The organism is Enterobacter sp. EC_50, from assembly GCF_019584525.1.
GTDB classification, from domain to species: domain Bacteria; phylum Pseudomonadota; class Gammaproteobacteria; order Enterobacterales; family Enterobacteriaceae; genus Enterobacter; species Enterobacter roggenkampii.
In genome coordinates this window covers 154,934-177,757 of the sequence record NZ_VDAF01000001.1, presented here as the reverse complement: position 1 = coordinate 177,757, position 22,824 = coordinate 154,934, and the positions used below count along the sequence as shown (strand labels likewise).

General features: G+C 59.0%; 20 protein-coding genes. 5 read left to right on the top strand and 15 right to left on the bottom strand.

The genetic code is table 11. The features are described from left to right. Positions 1-57: 57 nt before the first annotated feature. The 7 genes from FHC48_RS00825 to FHC48_RS00795 are packed head-to-tail and all read right to left on the bottom strand — an operon-like array spanning position 58 to position 6,508. On the bottom strand, positions 58-1,284 hold the full coding sequence (locus FHC48_RS00825; RefSeq protein WP_059364470.1) for a Zn-dependent hydrolase: 1,227 nt from the start codon (positions 1,282-1,284) through the stop codon (positions 58-60). Continuing rightward, positions 1,281-1,763, bottom strand: a complete 483-nt coding sequence (locus tag FHC48_RS00820; RefSeq protein WP_059364468.1) for an L-2-amino-thiazoline-4-carboxylic acid hydrolase — start codon at positions 1,761-1,763, stop codon at positions 1,281-1,283. Before FHC48_RS00820 ends, FHC48_RS00825 begins: the two co-directional genes overlap by 4 nt. Before the next feature lie 17 nt (positions 1,764-1,780). After that, complete coding sequence (locus FHC48_RS00815) at positions 1,781-2,938, bottom strand: branched-chain amino acid ABC transporter substrate-binding protein (protein WP_220420487.1); 1,158 nt, start codon at positions 2,936-2,938, stop codon at positions 1,781-1,783. 28 nt (positions 2,939-2,966) lie between these two features. After that, entirely contained in the window at positions 2,967-3,686 is a 720-nt protein-coding gene (locus tag FHC48_RS00810) for an ABC transporter ATP-binding protein (protein ID WP_059364467.1), read from the bottom strand. Further along, positions 3,679-4,446, bottom strand: coding sequence for an ABC transporter ATP-binding protein (locus FHC48_RS00805; RefSeq protein ID WP_059364465.1), 768 nt, complete (start codon positions 4,444-4,446; stop codon positions 3,679-3,681). Before FHC48_RS00805 ends, FHC48_RS00810 begins: the two co-directional genes overlap by 8 nt. Continuing rightward, positions 4,443-5,549: a branched-chain amino acid ABC transporter permease gene (locus FHC48_RS00800; RefSeq protein WP_059364464.1), complete on the bottom strand. Its 1,107-nt coding sequence runs from the start codon at positions 5,547-5,549 to the stop codon at positions 4,443-4,445. Before FHC48_RS00800 ends, FHC48_RS00805 begins: the two co-directional genes overlap by 4 nt. 8 nt (positions 5,550-5,557) lie before the next feature. Then, complete coding sequence (locus FHC48_RS00795; RefSeq protein ID WP_025910974.1) at positions 5,558-6,508, bottom strand: branched-chain amino acid ABC transporter permease; 951 nt, start codon at positions 6,506-6,508, stop codon at positions 5,558-5,560. A 170-nt stretch (positions 6,509-6,678) separates the two neighbouring features. Here FHC48_RS00795 and FHC48_RS00790 point away from each other — a divergent pair, with 170 nt between their 5' ends. Then, positions 6,679-7,623, top strand: a complete 945-nt coding sequence (locus FHC48_RS00790; protein WP_008501734.1) for a LysR substrate-binding domain-containing protein — start codon at positions 6,679-6,681, stop codon at positions 7,621-7,623. A 52-nt stretch (positions 7,624-7,675) separates the two neighbouring features. Here FHC48_RS00790 and FHC48_RS00785 read toward each other — a convergent pair whose 3' ends face one another. Then, positions 7,676-8,785: a porin OmpC gene (locus tag FHC48_RS00785; protein ID WP_023344209.1), complete on the bottom strand. Its 1,110-nt coding sequence runs from the start codon at positions 8,783-8,785 to the stop codon at positions 7,676-7,678. A gap of 629 nt (positions 8,786-9,414) precedes the next feature. Continuing rightward, positions 9,415-10,293: an aromatic amino acid DMT transporter YddG gene (yddG, locus tag FHC48_RS00780; protein WP_023292335.1), complete on the bottom strand. Its 879-nt coding sequence runs from the start codon at positions 10,291-10,293 to the stop codon at positions 9,415-9,417. A 220-nt stretch (positions 10,294-10,513) separates the two neighbouring features. On the opposite strand from yddG, the gene fdnG reads away from it, so the two are divergent. Genes fdnG through fdnI form a run of 3 tightly spaced genes read left to right on the top strand, consistent with a single transcriptional unit; the run spans position 10,514 to position 15,106 of the window. Continuing rightward, entirely contained in the window at positions 10,514-13,561 is a 3,048-nt protein-coding gene (fdnG, locus tag FHC48_RS00775; RefSeq protein WP_119312118.1) for a formate dehydrogenase-N subunit alpha, read from the top strand. 11 nt (positions 13,562-13,572) lie between these two features. Next, a complete protein-coding gene (fdxH, locus tag FHC48_RS00770; RefSeq protein WP_059364461.1) occupies positions 13,573-14,457 on the top strand; it encodes a formate dehydrogenase subunit beta in 885 nt (294 codons plus the stop codon). Beyond that, positions 14,450-15,106, top strand: a complete 657-nt coding sequence (gene fdnI / locus FHC48_RS00765; protein ID WP_220420486.1) for a formate dehydrogenase-N subunit gamma — start codon at positions 14,450-14,452, stop codon at positions 15,104-15,106. Before fdxH ends, fdnI begins: the two co-directional genes overlap by 8 nt. A 58-nt stretch (positions 15,107-15,164) precedes the next feature. Here fdnI and ppk2 read toward each other — a convergent pair whose 3' ends face one another. Next, the gene (ppk2, locus tag FHC48_RS00760; RefSeq protein ID WP_023327546.1) at positions 15,165-15,983 is read right to left on the bottom strand and encodes a polyphosphate kinase 2; all 819 of its coding nucleotides are present in this window, start codon (positions 15,981-15,983) and stop codon (positions 15,165-15,167) included. A gap of 165 nt (positions 15,984-16,148) precedes the next feature. Between ppk2 and araJ the strand changes: the two genes are divergently transcribed. Beyond that, a complete protein-coding gene (gene araJ / locus FHC48_RS00755; protein ID WP_023292340.1) occupies positions 16,149-17,324 on the top strand; it encodes an MFS transporter AraJ in 1,176 nt (391 codons plus the stop codon). A 6-nt stretch (positions 17,325-17,330) separates the two neighbouring features. Here araJ and FHC48_RS00750 read toward each other — a convergent pair whose 3' ends face one another. The 5 genes from FHC48_RS00750 to FHC48_RS00730 are packed head-to-tail and all read right to left on the bottom strand — an operon-like array spanning position 17,331 to position 22,815. Beyond that, positions 17,331-18,422 (bottom strand): alkylhydroperoxidase domain protein, encoded by a 1,092-nt coding sequence (locus FHC48_RS00750; RefSeq protein WP_220420485.1) that lies wholly within the window; start codon positions 18,420-18,422, stop codon positions 17,331-17,333. A gap of 10 nt (positions 18,423-18,432) precedes the next feature. Further along, a complete protein-coding gene (locus tag FHC48_RS00745; protein WP_059364459.1) occupies positions 18,433-19,422 on the bottom strand; it encodes a putative FMN-dependent luciferase-like monooxygenase in 990 nt (329 codons plus the stop codon). After that, positions 19,419-21,026 (bottom strand): ABC transporter ATP-binding protein, encoded by a 1,608-nt coding sequence (locus FHC48_RS00740; RefSeq protein WP_059364455.1) that lies wholly within the window; start codon positions 21,024-21,026, stop codon positions 19,419-19,421. The genes FHC48_RS00745 and FHC48_RS00740 overlap by 4 nt, the downstream gene beginning before the upstream one ends. Continuing rightward, a complete protein-coding gene (locus FHC48_RS00735; protein ID WP_059364454.1) occupies positions 21,023-21,874 on the bottom strand; it encodes an ABC transporter permease in 852 nt (283 codons plus the stop codon). Before FHC48_RS00735 ends, FHC48_RS00740 begins: the two co-directional genes overlap by 4 nt. Further along, a complete protein-coding gene (locus FHC48_RS00730; RefSeq protein WP_059364453.1) occupies positions 21,871-22,815 on the bottom strand; it encodes an ABC transporter permease in 945 nt (314 codons plus the stop codon). The genes FHC48_RS00735 and FHC48_RS00730 overlap by 4 nt, the downstream gene beginning before the upstream one ends. Positions 22,816-22,824: the final 9 nt, after the last annotated feature.

The following is a 22,824-nucleotide window of genomic DNA, read 5'->3' as shown; positions in this document are numbered from 1 at the left end:
GGTGGCGCTGCGCTTACCGGGCCTACGGGCGCGGTTGTCCGAGCCGCGCCACCCGGTTTATTGTTCCTGGGCCGCGGCCAACACGCTGTGCAACAGCACGTTTGCCCCTTTCTCTGACCACTTCGGCAGGATCCTTTCCGCTTCGTTATGGCTGATGCCCTTCACGCAGGGGATAAAAATCATGCTGGCAGGGGCAATTTTGCTCACATAGCAGGCGTCGTGTCCCGCGCCGGAGACCATCGGTTTCGCCGAGTAGCCCAGTTCCGCCACGGCCTTCTCCGTGCGGGCCAGACATTCGGCATCAAACGCGATGGGCGCGTAGTCAAAGATGCGCTCAACGACAGCCGCCACCCCGCGCAGGCTCAGGCTTTCAGCCACCTTATGCAGCGCTGCCTCCATGGCTTCCAGCGCCGTCTGCGCCGGATGGCGAAACTCCACGCTGCAGACCACCCGAGACGGCACGACGTTGCGCGAGTTTGGCGTAACCTGCGCCATACCGATCGTCGCCCGTCCGTCCGGCGCATGCCGATAGCCAATCTCCTCCACCTTCAGCGCCAGCTCCGCGAAGGCGGTCAGCGCGTCGCGGCGGCTGTGCATCGGCGTCGTTCCTGCATGGGCGGCAAATCCGTCCAGCGTCAGGGTGAACCAGCGCTGGCCCATTGCCGCGCGGACGAGCCCGATATCCAGACCTTCGTCCTCCAGAATCGGGCCCTGCTCGATGTGCAGCTCGTAGCAGGCGTGAACCGGAAACGCGCGGGCAGGGGCTTCACCCCGGTAGCCGATGCTTTCCAGGGCTTCACCCACGGTGATACCGTTGCTATCCGCGCGGGCATGGGCGTACGCTTCGCTAAATTGCCCCGTCCAGACCCCTGAAGAGAGCATGGCTGGCGCGAAGCGCGCGCCTTCTTCGTTGGTCCAGTTGACCAGCACAACGTCACGTTCTGTCTCAATGTGATGGTCGTTGAGGGTTCGCAGCAGCTCCAGCCCGGCCAGCACGCCGTAAACCCCGTCGTAGTTCCCCCCCAGCGGCTGCGTATCCACGTGCGAACCGGTCATGACCGGGGCAAGCTGCGGATTTTTCCCCGCACGACGGATAAACATATTGCCCATGCTGTCGACGTCACAGGTAAAACCGGCGTCCAGCGCCCAGTCGCGCAGCAGATGACGCGCAACGCGATCTTCCTCGCTCAGTGCCAGACGGGTGACGCCACCGGCGGGCGTGCCGCCGATCTGCGCCATCATCTCAAGCGTTGACCACAGCCGTTCGGCGTTGACGCGGATCATGGCTTGTCCTTACCGCTGCGGTAGCGGAAATCACAGCACGCGCCGCCCTGCATAATGGTGGTGGTGCGGGTTAGCTCTACGTCGGGTGCATAGCCCACGATGAATTTTTCATCGCGCGCGCAGGAGAGCAGGTGACCAATTTCGCCCAGCCCCATCTCGTGGTACATCTCCGCGTAGCGACAGCGGGTCACGTTGTAGTTGTACTGCTGGTCGTCGGCGTCAATCACCTTCACCTCCAGGGCGTTATCTTTCTCCCACAGATACTGCAGGGCGATAAAGCTCTTGATGTTTGCGCCGTTGGGTTCTTTGCTGGCAAACCCTTTGCCAGCGTCAATCGCGGCTTGCTCAATGGCCTCACCAATCACCGCCTGGGCGCGGTCTTTCCCTATCTCGCGCACCAGGATTTCATAAATTGGCTTAATAATTTCGGCTTCAATTTTGCGGCGGGCGAGAATGCCCAGCTCGTTATTATCACTCATCACATTGCCTCGCTGCGTTACTTCGCTTTTGCGCCGCCCAGCACGGTCTGCGGCTGCCATTTGCCGTCGACAACCTTATAGACCGTGAACGACGGCGATTTCAGGTTGCCCTCTTTATCAAACGCGATCTGTCCGGTAACCCCGGAATAGCTGATGGCGCGCAGGGCGGGCAGATAGTCGGACGGCTCAACGGAGTCTGCTTTTTCCATCGCCGCCACCAGCACGCGGGTGGCGTCATAGGCGAACGGGGCGTGCAGTTCGATATGGGTGTGGTAGCGGGACTGGTACGCCTGCTCGAACGCTTTACCACCCGGCATCTGGTCAACGGGCAGACCCGGCTCCAGCGCCACAACGCCTTCGCCTTCTTTCTGCGCCAGCTTGAGGAACGTCTGGCTGACGAATCCGCCTGCGCCCATCAGCGTGGCGTTCATGCCCAGCTGTTTGATGCGGCGCGCCAGCGGTGCGGCCTGGCTGTCGACGCCGCCGAAGAAGATCAGATCGGCGTTTTTACTGCGGATGGCGGTCAGTACGGCGCTGAAATCGACCGTTTTGTCATCCACGTACTGACGATCGACAATTTTCACGCCCTGGGCTTCCAGCGATTTTATAAACTGGTCTGCCAGACCCTGACCGAAGGCGGTACGGTCGTCGATCACCGCAATGCGTTTGGCTTTCAGGGTGTTAACCGCGTACTGACCGGCGAGCTGACCGCCGTCATCGTCGTGGCCCATCACGCGGAAGCTGGTGTCAAAACCCTGCTGGGTATAGGCATGACCGGTTGCGACCGGCGCCACCTGGGCAATACCCGCATCGTGATAAATGCGGGCTGCTGGAATGCTGGTGCCGGTGTTCCAGTGGCCGACCACGCCCGCCACGCCGCTATCCACCAGACGCTGCGCGACGGCTAGGGCAGTGCGCGGGTCGGACTGATCGTCTTCGGACTGCAGTTTGAAGGTCACCGCTTTGCCGCCGATGGTCGGGTGCTGCTTGTTGATGTCATCGATAGCCAGCTGCGCGCCGTTCTCCAGATCTTTCCCGATACGGGCAGACGGGCCGGTCAGCGGGCCTGCCAGACCGATGACCACGGTTTCACCGTCAGCGGCCCACGCGGACGTTGAGGCAAAGCTGCCGAGCAGAATAGCGGCGCTGAGCGCGCTGATTTTTACTGTTTTCATTGTATTTCCCTGATGTTGGCTGGTGTGGTTAAACGGGCATTTCGCCCAAATAAATCTGTGCAATCTGGTCGTCGTTGAGCAGCGCTGTCGATTCGCCATGATGAACAATGCTGCCGCTGTCCATCACCCACGCGCTGTCGGTCACCTCCAGCGCGAGCCGGGCGTTTTGTTCGATAAGCAGCAGGGCGACGCCGCGCTCGCGCAGCCCGGCGATCACTGCAAAAATGTTCTCGACCATCTTCGGGGCAAGGCCCATTGACGGCTCGTCGAGGATCAGCAGGCGCGGGCGGCTGAGCAGGGCGCGGTTAAGGGCCAGCAGCTGTTGCTCGCCGCCGGACAGCAGCCCGGCAAGCTGATGCTGGCGTTCGCCCAGACGCGGGAAACGCTCGAAAATTTCGTTCATTTCGCGCCTGACGGTGACAGTGTCACGCCTGAGCCAGGCGCCCATCTGCAGGTTTTCCAGTACCGTCATGCGGGAGAAGATCCCGCGGCCCTCCGGGACCATCACCAGCCCGTCGCGAAGCAGGGTCTCCGGGCTCTGTTTACGCACCGCTTTACCGCTGAAGTCAATGCTGCCGCTAAAGCTTTCCAGCCCGGTAATGGCGCGCACGGTGGAGCTTTTCCCCGCGCCGTTCGCGCCGATCAGCGTAGCCTGTTCGCCCTCGCGCAGGGTAAAGGAGACATCGCGTACGGCCTGAATGCCGCCGTAATGCACGTCCAGACGTTCCACCTTAAGTAATTCAGACATGAGCGTTACCTCCAAGCCAGGCGGCGACCACTGCCGGGTCGCGCCGCACGCTTTCCGGAGTACCGCTGGCGAGCGTTTTGCCGTAATCGAGCACCGTCAGGCGATCGCAGATGCCCATCACCAGCTTGACGTCATGCTCAATCATCAGCAGGGTTTTGCCGTCATCGCGGATGCGGATGAGCAGCTCGCCGAGCGCCACTTTTTCCGCCGCGTTCATCCCGGCGGCGGGTTCATCCAGCGCCAGCAGCAGCGGATCCGTTGCCAGCGCGCGGGCGATTTCAAGCCGACGCTGATGGCCATAGGCCAGGTCGCAGGCGCGATAGTGGGCGAACTGCGCAATGCCGGTATAGTCCAGCCAGTGCCAGGCCAGCTCGCGGGTCTGCTTCTCTTCTTCGCGAGCGCGTTTATGGCGGCTCAGCGCGGCCCACAGGCCGTTACGGGTGCGCACGTGGCGGCCCACCATCACGTTTTCCAGCACCGACATCTCGTTGAAGAGGCGCACGTTCTGGAAGGTGCGGGCAATCCCGGCGGCGGTCACTTTCTCTATCTGCTTCGGGAAGTAGGGCTTATCGGCAATCGAAAACTCGCCGCTGTCCGCCGGATAAAGCCCGGTGATCAGGTTAAAGCAGGTGGTTTTTCCCGCGCCGTTGGGGCCGATCAGCCCGTAGATCTCGCCTCTGTTCACGGTAATCGAAACGTCATCCACGGCAGTCAGCCCGCCGAAGCGTTTTGTCATGTTGCGTACGGTTAACAGACTCATGCCTTCACCTCCTTGTGGCGTACCGGCCAGATGCCGGACGGGCGCACCAGCATCACCAGCACCAGTGCCAGACCGTAAAACAGCTGTCGCAACACTTCAGGATCAATCAGCACCGTACCGAACAGCGCCTGCTGCACCGGCGCTGCCTGGCTGCGCAGCAGTTCCGGCAGGGCGGTAAGCAGTACCGCGCCGAGGATCACGCCCGGAATGTGCCCCATACCGCCCAGCACCACCATCGCCAGTACGGCAATCGATTCCTGTAACGTGAAGGATTCCGGGGAGACAAAGCCCTGAAACGCGCCGAAAAGCGCACCCGCCACGCCGCCAAAGGAGGCGCCCATCGCAAAGGCGAGCAGCTTATAGTTACGCACGTTGATGCCCATCGCACGGGCCACATCTTCATCCTCGCGGATGGCGTGCCAGGCGCGGCCGATACGGGAATGCTGCAGGCGCAGGCAGACGAAGACGATCGCGATAATCACCAGCATCAGCAGGTAGTACCACAGCCACAGCGCGGGTACTTTGAAACCAAACCAGTGGTATACGCCGCTAAACTTCAGGCCGAACAGGTTCAGCGTATCCACTCCGGTTATGCCCTTTGCGCCGTTGGTGATGTTCACCGGACGGTCGAGGTTACGCATCAGGATGCGGATAATTTCGCCAAAGCCGAGGGTCACTATCGCCAGGTAGTCCCCGCGCAGCTTGAGCGTAGGAGCACCGAGTAACATCCCGCAGACGGCCGCGACGAGGGCGGCCAGCGGAATAATGAGCAGATACGAGGTGTGCAGCCCGTCCGGGAACCAGACGCTGAGGATCGGAAACACCTCCAGCAGGTGCGGGGAGGCCATCAGTGCCGCGAGGTAGGCGCCGACCGCGTAAAAGGCGATAAAGCCCATGTCCAGCAGGCCGGTATAGCCGACCACAATATTAAGCCCGAGCGCCAGCATGATGTAGAGCAGGGCGAAGTCGATAACGCGCACCCAGTAGTTGCCGCCAAGCTGCGTGGCCACCACGGGCGCAATCAGCAGCGCGAGGCAGAACAGGCTCATGCCTGACCAGAATTTGCGCGTCGTCGCCGGGGTCTGGAGTTGAAGTGTTGTCATGGAATTCCTTACGCCCTGTTCGCCACGCGCTCGCCCAGCAGGCCAGCCGGACGGAAGACCAGCACCAGGATCAGCACCATAAAGGCAAAGACATCCTGATAGTTGCTGCCAAATACGCCGTGGGTCAGTTCACCCAGGTAGCCTGCGCCCAGCGCTTCGATAATGCCGAGCAGGATGCCGCCAATCATGGCGCCACGAATGTTACCAATGCCCCCCAGCACGGCGGCGGTAAAGGCTTTTATCCCGGGCAAAAAGCCCATCGAGAAGCTGGCGTTACCGTAATTGCTGGCCATCATCACGCCTGCCAGCGCGGCAAATACGCCGCCAATGGCAAACGTCAGGGTAATAATGGCGTTTGGGTTAACCCCCATCAGCGTGGCCACGCGTGGGTTTTCCGCTACGGCGCGCATGCCGCGCCCCAGACGGGTGTATTCCACCAGCAGCCACAGCCCGGTCATCACCGCCAGCGCAAGGACAACGGTGACGATACCGGTGACGGTGACGATGGCAGGAGGATGCGCTTCGCTGCCTGACGTGACGGCGATAGGGTCCATCGGCAGGATCTGCGGGAACATCAGCGGGTTGCGCGTCCAGATAATCATCGCCACGGTTTGCAGCAGGACCGAAACGCCGATACCCGAGATCAGCGGCGCGAGGCGCGGGGCGTTGCGCAGTCGACGGTAGGCAAAGCGTTCCACGGCCATCGCCAGCAGGGCGCAGACGGCCATGGCAATCATCAGGGCAACGCCGAGCTGCAACAGCTGCGGCATATGCGGGAAGGTGGTATTCAGGGCGTTAATGGCGGAGAGCGTGGTGAGCGCGCCGACCATCAGAATATCGCCGTGAGCAAAGTTAATAATGCGCAAAATGCCATACACCATGGTATAGCCCAGCGCGATCAGCGCGTAGATGCTTCCCAGCATCACACCGTTGATCAGTTGTTGTATGAGTGTATCCAACGTCTGTACCCGCAAAGTGCTCGTTCTGCGGCTACCATCCAATAAATGAATAAAATTGTAAAATACGCATCTATTATTTCTTATGATAAATAGATATTGTTCTATCTTTATGATTTATATAAATATAATGAAGACCTGTTTTTGTGTGAAAAGCCTAAAGAAATCAACATATGAATAAAACAGAACAATTGGTTGGCCTGCCTGCGTATGCAGAGAGCCGCCTTGCAAACGATCCGCCGCTTCGGGCTGTGCGTGCCTTTGAGGCCATCGCCCGGCTGGGCAGCGTCACGCTGGCCGCGCAGGAACTGGACATTTCTCCGTCGGCCGTCAGCCATCAGCTCAGGGTACTCGAAGGGTACCTGCAAATGCCGCTGACGGAGCGTCAGGGGCGCAGGCTGGTGCTGAGCCAGCACGGGCGTGAATACTACCGCTCGATCCGTGCGGCGTTTAACGTGCTGCGCCAGGCGACGGAGCACCTGGCGGAGCAGGCGCAAACGCGTCAGGTCACCATCAGCCTGATCCCGCTTTTTGGTATGGGGTGGTTTATCCCGCGCTTGCCTGCGTTTATGCGCGCCAATCCCCAAACCGAGATCAACGTGGTGTATGCCAACCATCGTAACTATCTGAGCGACGCATCGGATATGTCGATTCGTTTTGGCAACGGCCAGTGGGCGGGCTATCAGAGTGAAAAGCTGATTTCCGGACAGATGGTGCCGGTGTGCAGCCGCGCATTTTTGCGCATTCACGGCCATATCGACACGCCTGAGCAACTGCTGCAGATGCCGCTGCTGCACGATGAGGAGCGCACGACGTGGGCGCAGTGGTTTGTACAGCAGGGGGTGAAGCGTCCCGTTCGCCGTAGCGGTCCAATGTTTGAGGACGGTCTGCTGACGCTGGCGGGCGTACAGGCGGGTCTGGGGTGTGCGCTGATGCGGGAGCCGCTGATTGCGCCGTATCTTGAGAGCGGCGAGCTGGTGAAGATCTTTGACCTACCGATTGATGACGGACGCGACTATTACCTCTGCGTGCGCTCAGATTCAGAGATGACCGAGGACGGCAAGCTGCTGCAAAACTGGCTGCGACGGGCAGCGGGCGGGGAGTCGTCTGGCGGGTAAAAGAGGGCGATAAAAAAGCCAGCTGTTCAGCTGGCTTTTGGAGAGACAAGATTTAGAACTGGTAGGTCAGACCCAGCGCTACGATGTTGTCGGTACCGATGCCTGCCTGGCGAGTGAACGTGTTGTCATCGAGCAGGTTGATTTTGTAATCCACGTAGGTGGACATGTTTTTGTTAAAATAATAGGTCGTGCCAACATCGATGTATTTAACCAGATCCTGGTCGCCGAAGTTTTCGATGTCTTTGCCTTTAGACTGCAGGTAAGCGATAGACGGACGTAGGCCAAAGTCGAACTGATACTGGGCCACAACTTCGAAGTTTTGCGCCTTATTTGCAAAGCCGTAAATGTCGGTACGCTTGTTGTTAGAGGTACCGAAACGGGTTGCATTGTAGGTCTGAGAGTATTGCGCCGCGAGGTAAATGTTGTTCGCGTCGTATTTCACACCACCGCTGTATACTTCTGCGCGGTCGCCTTCACCGTATACGCCAGCCGCATTCTGGTCAGCGGTACGACGGGAGGAGGACATTGCACCACCTACGCTGAAGCCTTCGCCCAGATCGTAAGTCAGGGATGCGCCATAGCCGTCACCGTTCTGGTTCAGCAGGCTGCGGCCGCTGGTGTTTTCACCACTTACGCTGCCGTTTTTACCCTGATACTGCAGAGCAAAGTTCAGGCCGTCAACCAGACCGAAGAAGTCCTGGTTACGGTAGGTTGCCACGCCGTTAGCACGAGACTGCATGAAGTTGTCGGCACCATAGGTGTCACCGCCGAATTCTGGCAGAACGTCAGTCCAGGAGGTCACGTCGTAAATCACGCCGTAGTTACGACCGTAATCGAATGAACCTGCTTCCGCGAACTTCAGACCTGCAAACGCCACACGAGTCCAGGACTGGTTGTCGCCTTCGTCTTTGTTGCCCTGAATCTGGTATTCCCACTGGCCGTAACCGGACAGCTGATCGTTAACCTGGGTTTCACCCTTGAAGCCGATACGCATGTAGGTTTTATCGCCATCTGCGCCAGCATCATCAGAGAAATAGTGCAGACCTGTCACTTTACCGTACAGATCCAGCTTGTTACCGTCTTTGTTGTAAATTTCGGCAGCGTTAACAACGCCTGCTGCCAGCATGGAAGTGACTGCCACTGCAACTAATTTAAGTTTCATCTTAAATGTTCCTTATAATTTTTTTCGGTATTTCCTGAACCACTTTGAACGATTTCTAAACGAGGCTGTTCGTCAATGGCATGCTATTCTTAAAAATCTCGTAGTCTTATTTCAATAATAAGTTTCAAAATATTAGAGATAATTTCAATTAGTGTGATCTCGATCGTCTGAGAAGGCGATCATTCAAACAATGTGGTTGGAATTTATACGATTAATAGCTATTTAGTCAGTGGGATTATTGCTTTTACTATAATTTCTGATGGTTTTTGTTTATCGCGTTAAATTTCGCAATTTCCGAGGGTTTAATGAGGGTGGTATTGCTACTTTTCTTTAAAAACAATGGGTTGTTTTAATTTTTCAGCGTCTATTCCGCATATTATCATAAAACTGTCAGAGCTGAATTATTGCACGCCATGCTATCCATGGCGTTAATATTCATCACTCACTAATTTCACTGGGTTGTCAGTTTGTGTCAACTCGCTTCAGATGGCTTTACAGAAGGCGTTCAATATAAACCGAACTTAAACAGACGCTCTATTATCATGATAAATATTCTGATGCCTGATCACATTTTAAATTTATGTTAATTATGTTGCCGGGTTGAAATTCCCCCGGCCAGTCGAGCAGCGTTATTTTCGTGTGGCGTACCAGCAGAGCAACGACCCGGCGCAGACCATCAGCGCGCCTTGCCAGAACGAGAATGACAGGGGGGAGCTTAGCACCGCGGCGGCAAGCGCGGCAGAAAGCACGGGGGTAAAATAGGATACGGCAGCCAGAACCGTGACGTTACCGTGCAGGATGCCAATATTCCAGGCGGCGTAACCAAACCCAAGCGCGATACCGCACATAACCAGCTTCACGACTACCGGAAGCGTGAACACCATGTCGGGCTGATCGCTCAGGGCATATTTCACCCACAGACTCAGCGCGGTCAGCAAAACAAACAGGGTGATGCCGTTTTGCCCTTTCGCAAATTTGCTGGTGACGGTGCAATAGGCGGCCCAGATAAAGGCCCCGGCAAACGCCAGCGCATAGCTCAGAGGGCTGGAAACGACATTCCGGGTTATTTCCTCAAGGTGTAATCCTTCTTCGCCGCCCAATACCCAGCACACGCCCAGCAGCGAAATGAGCAAGCCGGGGATCACCCACAGGGTAGACTTTTGCCCGTTGAACAAAATCGCAAATACGATCGTCAGGCTCGGCCAAAGGTAATTGACCATGCCCACTTCAATCGCCTGCGATCGCGTTGCGGCATAGCCCAGCGACAGCGCCAGACATATTTCGTAGCTGACAAATAAAACGCTGCCGGCAATAAGATAGCGGGGAGAAAACCGTCGGATATCAGGAAATCCTACCGTCACCAGACACAGCAATCCGCTGAGGGTGTAAATCATCGCTGCACCGCCAACAGGGCCCAATCCCTCACTCACGCTGCGAATAAGGCCGACCATGGTGCTCCATAACAGTATTGCCGCCAGCCCAATAAGCGTTGCTCTCTTTCTGTCCATTACTCGCCATCACAATAAAAATTAAAGGAAAAATGTATCGCATTACGCCTGTCGCTGTCGTGAATTATTCTCTTAAGCCGTTAATCAAAAAGGGGTAATGAAACGTTGCGGAGGTGACTATTAAGGGGGGGAAGGCTGATGACCTTGATTTGACGCAAAAAAATCAGGGGCTTTGCTGTTAGTTTGCGGCGCGAAGTCTTTTCAGATAACGAGGACAGCAATGGACGTCAGCCGCAGACAATTTTTTAAAATCTGCGCGGGCGGTATGGCCGGAACAACAGCCGCAATGCTGGGATTTGCTCCCAAAATGGCGCTGGCTCAGGCACGCAACTATAAACTGCTGCGCGCCAAAGAGATCCGTAACACCTGCACATACTGCTCCGTGGGTTGTGGGCTTTTAATGTATAGCCTGGGCGATGGCGCGAAGAACGCCAGAGAAGCGATTTATCACATTGAAGGGGATCCGGATCATCCGGTGAGCCGCGGGGCGTTATGCCCGAAAGGGGCGGGGCTGCTGGACTACGTCCACAGCGAAAACCGCCTGCGCTACCCCGAATACCGCGCGCCTGGCTCCGACAAATGGCAGCGTATCTCCTGGGATGAGGCCTTCTCCCGTATTGCGAAATTGATGAAAGCCGACCGCGACGCCAACTTTATTGAAAAGAACGCGCAGGGCGTGACGGTCAACCGCTGGCTTTCCACCGGCATGCTATGCGCCTCGGCGGCCAGTAATGAAACCGGCATGCTGACGCAAAAATTTGTGCGCTCGCTCGGCATGCTGGCGGTAGACAACCAGGCGCGCGTCTGACACGGACCAACGGTAGCAAGTCTTGCTCCAACATTTGGTCGCGGTGCGATGACCAACCACTGGGTTGATATCAAAAACGCGAACGTCGTGGTGGTGATGGGCGGTAACGCCGCTGAAGCCCATCCGGTGGGGTTCCGCTGGGCGATGGAAGCGAAAAACAACAACGATGCGACGCTTATCGTCGTCGATCCGCGCTTTACGCGTACGGCATCGGTGGCCGATATCTATGCGCCGATCCGCTCCGGTACGGACATTACGTTCCTGTCCGGCGTGCTGCTGTACCTGATCGAAAACAACAAAATCAACGCGGAATACGTTAAGCACTACACCAACGCGAACCTGCTGGTGCGGGATGATTTTGCCTTCGAAGACGGGCTGTTTAGCGGCTATGACGCCGAAAAACGTCAATACGATAAAACGTCCTGGAACTATCAGTTCGATGAAAACGGCTATGCGATGCGCGATGAAACGCTCACGCATCCGCGCTGCGTGTGGAACCTGCTGAAGCAGCACGTCTCCCGCTATACGCCGGACGTCGTGGAGAACATCTGCGGCACGCCGAAAGCGGACTTCCTGAAGGTGTGTGAAGTGCTGGCTTCCACCAGCGCCGCCGACAGAACCACCACGTTCCTGTACGCGCTGGGCTGGACGCAGCACACCGTGGGCGCGCAGAACATCCGCACCATGGCGATGATCCAGCTGCTGCTCGGCAACATGGGCATGGCAGGCGGCGGCGTGAACGCGCTGCGCGGCCACTCAAACATTCAGGGCCTGACCGATCTCGGTCTGCTCTCCACCAGCCTGCCGGGCTACCTGACGCTGCCGTCTGAAAAGCAGGCCGATCTGCAAGCATATCTTGAGGCCAATACGCCAAAAGCGACGCTGCCGGATCAGGTGAACTACTGGAGCAACTATCCGAAGTTCTACGTCAGCCTGATGAAATCCTTCTACGGAGATGCGGCGCAGAAAGAGAACGACTGGGGCTTTGAGTGGCTGCCGAAGTGGGATCAGGCTTATGACGTCATCAAGTATTTCAACATGATGGATAAGGGCGACGTCACGGGGTATATCTGCCAGGGCTTCAACCCGGTGGCCTCCTTCCCGGACAAAAACAAAGTCGTTCGCAGCCTGAGCAAGCTGAAGTTCATGGTCGTTATCGATCCGCTGGTGACCGAGACCTCCACCTTCTGGCAGAACCACGGGGAGTCGAACGATGTCGATCCGGCCTCGATTCAGACCGAAGTGTTCCGCCTGCCGTCCACCTGCTTTGCGGAAGAGGACGGCTCTATTGCCAACTCCGGCCGCTGGCTGCAGTGGCACTGGAAAGGCCAGGACGCCCCGGGCGAAGCGCGTAACGACGGCGAGATCCTGGCCGGGATTTACCACCGCCTGCGCGAAATGTACCGCACCGAAGGCGGCAAAGGCGCTGAGCCGCTGCTGAAGATGAGCTGGCACTACAAGCAGCCGGATCGTCCTGAATCCGAAGAGGTCGCGAAAGAGAACAACGGCGTGGCGCTGGCGGATCTGTATGACGCGAACGGCAATCTGGTGGCGAAGAAAGGCCAGCTGCTGAACAGCTTCGCGCTGCTGCGTGACGACGGTACCACGGCATCATCCTGCTGGATCTACACCGGCAGCTGGACGGAGCAGGGTAACCAGATGGCCAACCGCGACAACGCTGACCCGTCAGGCCTGGGTAACACGCTGGGCTGGGCTTGGGCATGGCCGCTGAACCGTCGCGTGCTGTACAACCGTGCGTCCGCCGACGTGAACGGCAAGCCGTGGGATCCGAAGCGCATGCTGATCCAGTGGAACGGGACGAAGTGGACGGGGAACGACATCCCGGACTACAGCACCGCCGCGCCGGGCAGCAACACCGGGCCGTTTATCATGCAGCCGGAAGGGCTGGGGCGCCTGTTTGCCCTCAACAAGCTGGCGGAAGGGCCGTTCCCGGAACACTACGAGCCGATGGAAACGCCGCTCGGCACCAACCCGCTGCACCCGAACGTGGTCTCCAGCCCGGTGGTGCGGATCTACGAAGACGACGTGCTGCGCCTGGGCAAAAAGGACAAGTTCCCGTACGTAGGGACGACCTACCGCCTGACCGAGCATTTCCATACCTGGACCAAGCACGCGCGGCTTAACGCCATCGCGCAGCCGGAACAGTTTGTGGAGATAAGCGAAACGCTGGCGAAAGCGAAGGGCATCGCCAACGGCGACCGCGTGAAGGTGAGCAGCAAGCGCGGCTTTATCCGCGCGGTGGCGGTGGTCACCCGCCGCCTGCAGTCGCTGAACGTGCACGGCCAGCAGGTGGAAACCGTCGGTATCCCGTTGCACTGGGGCTTTGAAGGGGTGGCGCAGAAAGGCTACATCGCCAATACCCTGACGCCAAACGTCGGCGATTCCAACTCGCAAACGCCGGAGTATAAAGCGTTTCTGGTCAACATCGAGAAAGCGTAAGGAGCGATTAAATGGCGATGGAAACACAAGACATTATTAAACGCTCCGCGACCAACCCCATAACGCCCGCGCCCCGCGCGCGGGACTACAAGGCAGAGGTCGCCAAGCTTATCGACGTCTCCTCCTGCGTGGGCTGTAAGGCCTGTCAGGTGGCCTGTTCGGAGTGGAACGATATTCGCGACGAGGTGGGGCACTGCGTTGGGGTCTACGACAATCCGGCGGATCTGAGTGCCAAATCCTGGACGGTGATGCGCTTTAGCGAAACCGACCAGAACGGCAAGCTGGAGTGGCTGATCCGCAAAGACGGCTGCATGCACTGTGAAGATCCGGGCTGCCTGAAGGCGTGCCCGTCTGCCGGGGCAATTATTCAGTATGCCAACGGGATCGTCGATTTCCAGCAGGACAACTGCATCGGCTGCGGGTACTGCATCGCGGGCTGTCCGTTTAATATCCCGCGCCTCAATAAAGAGGATAACCGGGTATACAAATGCACCCTGTGCGTGGACCGCGTCAGCGTCGGGCAGGAGCCTGCCTGCGTGAAGACCTGTCCAACCGGCGCCATTCACTTCGGCACCAAAAAAGAGATGCTGGACGTGGCGCAGGAACGCGTCGATAAGCTCAAAGCGCGGGGCTACGACAAAGCGGGCGTTTACAACCCGCAGGGCGTGGGCGGTACGCACGTCATGTATGTGCTGCATCATAGCGACCAGCCGGATCTGTACCACAACCTGCCGAAGGATCCGGCGATCGATACCTCCATCAACCTGTGGAAAGGGGCGCTCAAGCCGCTCTCCGCGGCGGGCTTTATCGCCACCTTTGCCGGGCTGATTTATCACTACATCGGTATCGGGCCAAACAAAGAGGTGGATGACGACGAGGAGGAGCATCATGAGTAAGTCGAAAATGATAGTGCGCACCAAATTTGTCGATCGCGCCTGTCACTGGACGGTGGTGATCTGCTTCTTCCTGGTGGCGGTATCGGGAATTTCGTTCTTCTTCCCAACGCTGCAGTGGCTGACCGAAACCTTCGGTACGCCGCAGATGGGGCGCATTCTGCACCCGTTCTTCGGCGTGCTGATTTTTGTGGTGCTGATGTTTATGTTCGTGCGCTTCGTCCATCACAATATTCCGGACAAGCAGGATATCCCGTGGGTGAAAGGGATCGTTGAAGTCCTGAAGGGTAACGAGCACAAAGTCGCGAAGGTGGGGAAATACAACGCCGGGCAGAAGATGATGTTCTGGACCATCATGAGCATGATTTTTGTGCTGCTGGTGACCGGGGTGATGATCTGGCGTCCGTATTTTGCACACTACTTCCCGATACAGGTGATTCGCTACGCGCTGCTGATCCACGCGACGTCGGCCATCATTCTGATTCACGCCATCCTGATCCATATGTATATGGCGTTCTGGGTGAAAGGATCGATTAAAGGCATGATTGAAGGGAAGGTGAGCCGCCGCTGGGCGCAGAAACACCACCCGCGCTGGTACCGTGATGCGGAGCGACTGGAAGCGAAACAGGAAAGTACGGAAGGGATGAAGTAAGACCTGCGCCGTCGGCTTTGCCCGGCGGCGCTGCGCTTGCGCGGGCCTACTCTTCAAATCAGAACCGCTCTTCCACATACCGGAACGGATATTTTGTGGGTTTGACCTTGCCGATTTTGCGCTTCGGTAAATCCACCTTGTCGACGTGAATTTCTTTATACGGGATCTGCGAAAGCAGATGCGAAATAATATTCAGGCGCACGCGTTTTTTATCCTCTGAACGCGCCACAAACCACGGCGCCCAGGCGGTGTCGGTGGCTTCAAACATGGCGTCGCGGGCGCGGGTGTACTCGTCCCAGAGGTTAAAGGATTTAATATCCATCGGCGACAGCTTCCAGATCTTACGCCCATCGTTAATACGGTCGCGCAGGCGGCGCTCCTGCTCTTTCGGCGTCACCTCCAGCCAGTACTTCAGCAGGATAATGCCGGCATCGACCATCGCTTTTTCCATAACCGGCGCGCCGTCCAAAAATTTCTCCGCCTGTTCCTCCGTGCAGAACCCCATCACTCGCTCAACGCCCGCACGGTTATACCAGCTGCGATCGAAGATCACGATTTCGCCAGCCGAAGGCAGGTGGGGCACATAGCGCTGGAAGTAGAGCTGGCTTTTTTCTTTTTCCGTTGGGGCAGGGAGCGCAACAACGCGAAAGACGCGCGGGCTGACGCGCTCGGTGATCGCTTTAATGGTGCCGCCTTTGCCGGCACCGTCGCGTCCTTCAAAAACAATACACACTTTTAACCCTTTGGCGACGACCCACTGCTGGAGCTTAACCAGTTCGACGTGCAGGCGGCGGAGCTCTTTTTCATACTCTTTGGTCTTAAGCGGTGCATTCGATACGACATCAACAGCGACAGGGGTTTTCTTTTTGCTTCCCATGATTGTCATCCTCAGGTTGTCCGGTGCGGAAAAAGCGAGGCCGCACTATGAAGTGTAATCCACCTGAATTAATGGATTAACCTGTCAGCCATCTGATTTGAACTGGCTCACCATACAAGATTATTCAATAATGCCCGCTGCGAGTGATTAACCCGTGGTTGAGGTATGAAAAAGACAATATTTTCGTTGGCGCTTGGCACATTTGGCCTGGGCATGGCTGAATTTGGCATCATGGGCGTGTTAACCGAGCTGGCGCATGACACCGGTATTTCGATTCCCTCCGCCGGGAATATGATCTCGTTTTATGCCTTCGGCGTGGTGATTGGCGCCCCGATTGTGGCGCTTTTCTCCGGCAAGTTCTCGTTAAAAACCACGCTGCTGTTTCTGGTGGCGATGTGCGCTGTTGGCAATGCCCTGTTTACGTTTTCTACGTCTTATTTCTGGCTGGCGCTGGGGCGCCTGATTTCCGGTTTCCCGCACGGTGCGATTTTCGGCGTCGGGGCGATTATTCTGTCTAAAATTGCGCCGCCGGGAAAAGTGACGGTCGCGGTGGCCGGGATGATCGCCGGAATGACCGTCGCCAACCTGGTGGGTGTGCCGCTCGGCACCTGGCTGGGGCACCAGTTCAGCTGGCGTTATACCTTTTTCCTGATAGCCCTGTTCGATGCGCTGGTGATCCTCTCGGTGCTGATCTGGGTGCCGGACATTCATGACAAATCAGAAATTAAACTGACCGAGCAGTTCCAGTTCCTGAAGAAACCGGAGCCCTGGCTGATTTTTGCCGCCACCATGTTTGGTAACGCCGGTGTATTCGCGTGGTTCAGCTTCGTCAAACCGTTTATGGTCAACGTTTCTGGCTTCTCCGAAGGCATGATGACGATCATCATGATGCTGATGGGCCTTGGCATGGTGTTGGGCAATCTGTTGAGCGGCAAACTCTCGGGACGCTTTAGCCCGCTGCGCATTGCGGCGACTACCGACATGGTGATTGTCGCCTCGCTGCTGCTGCTTTTTGCCTGCGGTGAACTGAAAACGGCCTCGCTGGTGATGGGCTTTATCTGCTGCGCCGGGCTGTTTGCGCTCTCTGCGCCGCTGCAAATCCTGCTTCTGCAAAATGCGAAGGGCGGCGAGATGCTGGGGGCGGCCGGAGGGCAGATGGCGTTTAATCTCGGCAGCGCGATCGGGGCGTACTTTGGTGGGATGATGATTACCCTCGGCTTTAGCTGGCGCTACGTCACGCTGCCTGCGGCGTTACTCTCGTTCTCGGCTATGAGTGCATTACTGATCTACGGTTACCTGCGGGCCAGGCAGGCTCAGGCTAACGCTCGCGCGCTAGCCTGATGGAAGTCAGGCAAGCCAGGGCTCGCCCAGGGTCAGCATCAGGCGGTTGGCCCAGGCGAAGAACGCGGCGGACTGCACCAGATCAAGCTGGGCTAAGGTGTCCAGCCCCTCTTTTTCCAGCGCGGCAAGGTGCAGCGGCGTGGCGGCCGGCGGCGTAACCGACAGCGCTGCCGCAAAATTAATCTCCGCCTGCCAGCGCGCAGACTGCCCCTCGCTCAGGGACTGTCCCGGACGCACGGCCAGCAGGGCCTCTACCGCCGCGTCATCCTTAGACAGCTGGCTGGCTTTCCGCGCATGGACAGATGCGCAGTAAATGCAGCCGTTGATTTTACTGGCGACCGTTGCCGCCAGCTCGCGCTCGGCGCGCGGCAACCCCCCCGGCGTATAAAAAATCCCCCTATCCGTTAGCGTGCGCTGTTCAAGCACCGGCAGGTTGCGCCCCAGCAGGCGGAAATAGTCGGAATCGGTGTGGCCAAACTTCGCCAGGATCGCAACCTCGTCATCACGAAAATCCGCCAGCGGTTTGGCGGCGATCCACGGCTCCCAGCCCAGCTCCTGCTGGGTGAAGGCGACGGGAGCCGCCTTCCCGGTGGCCGTGGTGGCGGTCGTGTGCCAGACGCCAGCCGCCACCGGCGCATCGCTTTTGGCGACGGGCCTGTCGTTCAGCAGCCGCAGCCCGGCAATCAGTCGGCTCTGGAAGCTGACAAAGGCGATAAGCTGCGCCAGCGTCACGATGCCTTCCTTGCTCCAACCCGCCTGGGTCAGCGCCCTTAACGATGTCGGCGTGGCTTCGACGGGGGAGAAGGTCAGCAGGCGCGCGAAATTGAGCGCCGGGGTCAGACGGTCTGAGGTCGGGTCTGCCAGGCCAAACCCCGCATAGTGTGCGGCCAGCGCCTCCGCGTTGTGCCACCTGGCGACTTTTGCCGCGACGGCGAAGCGCTCGTCCAGCGCAAAATCGCTATCCTGCTGAGTGAATAAGATTTCGTAGCTGCCCTGGGCGTGGCGCGTGGCGGCGTCCCGCGTGGCGCGCGCCTCTGCCAGAGGGGAACCGAGTTTGATTTCCGCCAGCTCGGCGAGAATGTCGTGACTTAATGACATAGGTGTCTCCTCAAAGGATGTGGGGGGCAATATGTTCGGCGATCAGTTCGATAGAGCGCAGGGTGTCGCGATGGGTGGGCTCGACCGAATGGACCTGGAATGAGATGTCCGTGGCGCGCCGGAGAACGGAATCGGCCTGCAGCGAACGCAGCACCGTCTCGGGCGAACCGATGTGGGCGTCGAACTGGCGACGAAAATCGGTGACGGCGTCACCTTTAACCGTATGTCCGGCAGCGCGATGCTGCTGGGCCTGTCTGGTGAGACCCGGCGTCGCAACCTTCAGCGCGTAGTCATCGCTGTCGGCGACGAATGCCGTACGGGAGGCCAGAATACGCGGTGCGATACCGGCAGGCAGGGCCTCAAGGTAGGCATCCACAATCGGGTTCTGGATCGCGTCGAGCGTGAGATCCAACTGGTCTGCCGGACGCGGCTGCGTGCGGGAGAGCATCAAACCGTGTCCGGCCCGCGCGGCGCAAATGGCGCCGTCGACGGAAAAGGTGGCAATCCAGATCCTGTCAGCCAGCTGTGGCGCTGGCGGGTAGAGGTGGTTATCCGGATGGGTAAGCGAATCCCCGCGCCAGGCGCTCTGGATCACATGTAAATGGTCGGCAAAGGCCGCGCCGCGTTGTTCAAACGTCAGTCCGAACGGCAGGAAAGAGGTCGGCGTGCCGCCCGAACCAAAACCGACTTCGAGACGTCCATCGGCGAGTAAATCCAGCACCGCCGCATCTTCCGCCACGCGGAGCGGGTTTTCCATCGGCAGGGTGATGATGGCCGTGCCCAGCCGAATGGTTTCGGTATGCGCCGCCACGTGGGCCAGAAACAGCAGCGGCGACGGCAGGCCGCCTTCACTTTCGTGGAAGTGGTGCTGGGCAATCCAGGCGCTGTCAAAACCGTGGCGTTCGGCGTGGCGGATCTGTTCAGTTGCCAGACGATAGCGCTCTTTCGGCGTGGCGTCGTCAAGCAGGCGGGTGAAAAATCCCAGGCGTTTTCGCGTCATGCGAACTCCTCCGTAGCGGGTGAAAAATGGGGAATGGCGGCAATCAGCTCGCGGGTATAGTCGTTCTGCGGTGACGTGAATAAGGTCTCGACGTCACCGTGTTCGACCACCTGACCGCTGCGCAGCACCGTGACGCTGTGGGCGATCCGGCGAACGGTAGAGAGATCGTGCGTGATGAACAGGTAGGTTAATCCCAGCTGCTGCTGCAGCTGCTGAAGCAGCGCCAGGATCTGCGCCTGGACGGTGACGTCCAGCGCGGAGGTGGCTTCGTCCAGCACCAGAATGGTCGGCTCCAGGATCAGCGCCCGGGCGATGGCTACGCGCTGGCGCTGCCCGCCTGAAAGCTCTCTGGCGGTGCGGGTCAGGAGTTCGACGGGCAGGGCAACCCGCTGCGCCACGGTTTCCACCCGGGCCTTTCGCTCCGCCTTAGCAAGGCGAGAAAAGTTCTTCAGGGGCTCTTCGATGATCTCGAACAGCGTCTGACGCGGGTCGAGAGAGGCGAACGGGTTCTGGTAAACAAACTGGATCTTCTGGCGCAGCTGACGGCGGGCCTCGCGGCTGAGGTCGGTGGCATCAATATCATCAATAATGACCTGTCCGCTGTCCGCCTGTTCAAAACCCAGCAAAATACGGGCGAGGGTGGTTTTCCCGGAGCCGGATTCACCGACCAGCGCGTGCGTGCTGCCGCGCCTGACGTCAAACGTCACCCGATCCAGCGCCTGCAGCTGATGACCTTTACCCAGCGAGAACCGTTTGCTGATGGTGCGGGCGCGAATGGCCGGTGACGCGAGCGGGAGACCGGCTACCGGGGCGATGGTCAGGCGCTGGCCCTGAAGATCGCTCAGCAGCTGACGGGTGTAGGCGTGCTGCGGCGTGCGGACGATATCGGCGGTGTCGCCGTGCTCCTGAACCTCACCGTTGCGAAACACCAGCAGCCTGTCCGCGCGCTGGGCTGCCAGGGCCAGATCGTGGGTGACAAACAGAACGGCAGTACCCGATTCCCGGCGCAGGATATCCAGCAGGTCGAGAATGCGTTTTTGCACCGTCACGTCCAGCGCGCTGGTGGGCTCATCGGCAATGATGACGTCCGGGCTCAGGGCAATGGCGATGGCAATCAGCACGCGCTGTTTCATCCCGCCGGAGAGCTGATGCGGATACTGCTTCATGCGCTGTTCGGGGTGGCTCAGGCCGACCTTTTTCAGCAGGGCGAGCACCTGCTCGTCGCGTTGGGCGTGAGTCATCTTCTGGTGCAGCTGAATAATTTCCCCGACCTGCGCGCCGATCGTCTTTACCGGATTGAGTGAATTACCCGGATCCTGCGGAACCAGGCTGATTCGCGCGCCGCGAAGGGTATCGAGACGCTTCGCTGACCACCGGCTAATCTCCTCGCCGTTGAGCACGATTTTCCCCGCATCCCGACGGGCGTTATCCGCCAGCAGGCCAATGATCGCCTGCGCCGTGGTCGTTTTGCCGGAACCGGATTCGCCGACAAAGGCCAGCATTTCCCCCCGCCGAAGGGCGAAGCTGACGTTATGCACCACCTCGCGCCACTGGCGCGCGGTACGGTAGCTGATGGTCAGGTTTTCTACCGAGAGTACGGTCATTTCAGGCCTCCGCTGAACTGCTGGCTGATACGGTTGGTGGCCAGCACGACGGCGATGACGACCACGCCGGGGAAGGTGGTTAGCCACCAGGCGGTAGAGAGATAGTTACGGCCTTCGGCGATCAATAAGCCCCATTCCGGTACGGGCGGCGGGGTGCCGTAGCCGAGAAAGCTCAGCGTGGAGAGGGCCAGAATGGCCTGACCAAACTGCAGCGTGGCAAAGGCAAGGACGGCGGTTAAGGCGTTGGGCAGGATGTGTCGCCACAGCACCGCCAGGAACGTCCCGCCGCTGCCGAACGCCGCCTCGACATAATCCGTATGGCGGATGCGCACCACTTCACCGCGCGCGAGGCGGGCGAAGCTGGCAATAGAAGCCACGCCGACGGCAATGGCGGCGTTAACGGTGCCAAACCCGAGCAGAATAATGACCGTCAGCGAGAGCAGCAGAGACGGAATGGACAACAGCACGTCGACAAAACGCATCAGGAAAGACTCGACGCGTCCTGCGAACGCCCCGGCGATCACCCCGAGACCGGTGCCCACCACCAGCCCCATCGTGACGGCAGCGAGCGCCGCGCTCAGGGAGTGGGCCGCACCGTACACAATACGGGTGTAAACATCGCGGCCAAGCTGATCGGTGCCGAGCCAGTGGCCCGCCTGCGGTGCCAGACGTTGCGCTCCGGCGATGCCCTCAATCGGGCTGTAGTGGGTTAACAGGCCGGGCGCCACGGCGGCAAAAACCGCGAGAATAATCACCGCCCACGCCAGCCACAGTCCCGGCTGCCACGCGACGCCCTGCCAGCCGGGAACGCGTTTTCGCGCCGCGGCAGCGTAATCGACCAGGCTCATGATGCACCTCCGGTAACGGTTTGCAGGCGGGGATCCAGCAGCGGCATCAGCAGGTCCACCAGCAGATTGATCAGGACAAAGCCGAGGGCGGAAATCATCACCACCGCCTGAAGCACGGCGATGTCCTGGTTATTTACCGCCTGCTGGGTCAGCTGCCCGAGCCCGCTGCGGCCAAAAACGGTTTCCGTGATCAGCGCTCCGGCAATCAGCTCGCCCAGCAGCAGCCCGGCAATATTGAGTACCGGCAGCAGGGCGTTGCCGGTGACGTGACGCCACAGGACGGCGGTTTCACTCAGCCCTTTGGCGCGGGCCACGGCGACAAACGGCTGCGTCGCCACCTGGTCCAGGCTGCGCATCAGGATTTGCGCCAGCGGGGCGGAGATCGGGATCGCGACGGTCACGATCGGCAGGATCAGCCCCTGCAGCGGCGTCGGGTTAATCACCGGGATCAGCCGCAGCTGGAAAGAAAAGAGCTGGATGAGGGCAATCCCCAGCCAGAACGTCGGTAAGGAGATAAACAGGACCGGTAGAGACTGTAGGGTATTACTTAGCCAGCGCAGACCCGGCAGGCGCGACGCAAAGGCCAGCGCAAACGCCAGCAGGACCGCGAGTAAAAAGGCGGGCAGGGCGAGGCTCAGGGTATCCGGCAGATTGCTGGCAATCAGCTCGCTGACCGGCACGCCTGCCTGTAACGAGTAGCCGAAATCCCCGCGCAGCATCGCCAGCAGCGTGTGGCCGTATTGCTGCCACAGCGGGCTGTCCGCGCCGTAGGCCACGCGCATCTCCTCGATTTGCTCCGGGCTCAAGCCCAGGTCGGGGTTCTGAAATTTAATCAGCACCGCGTCGCCCGGCAGCACCTGGAGCAACACGAACGAGAGGGTAAAGGCGGCCCACAGCACCAGCAGCCCGTGCCCAAAGCGTTGAAGAAGTGCGTGGCGCATCGTCAGCTC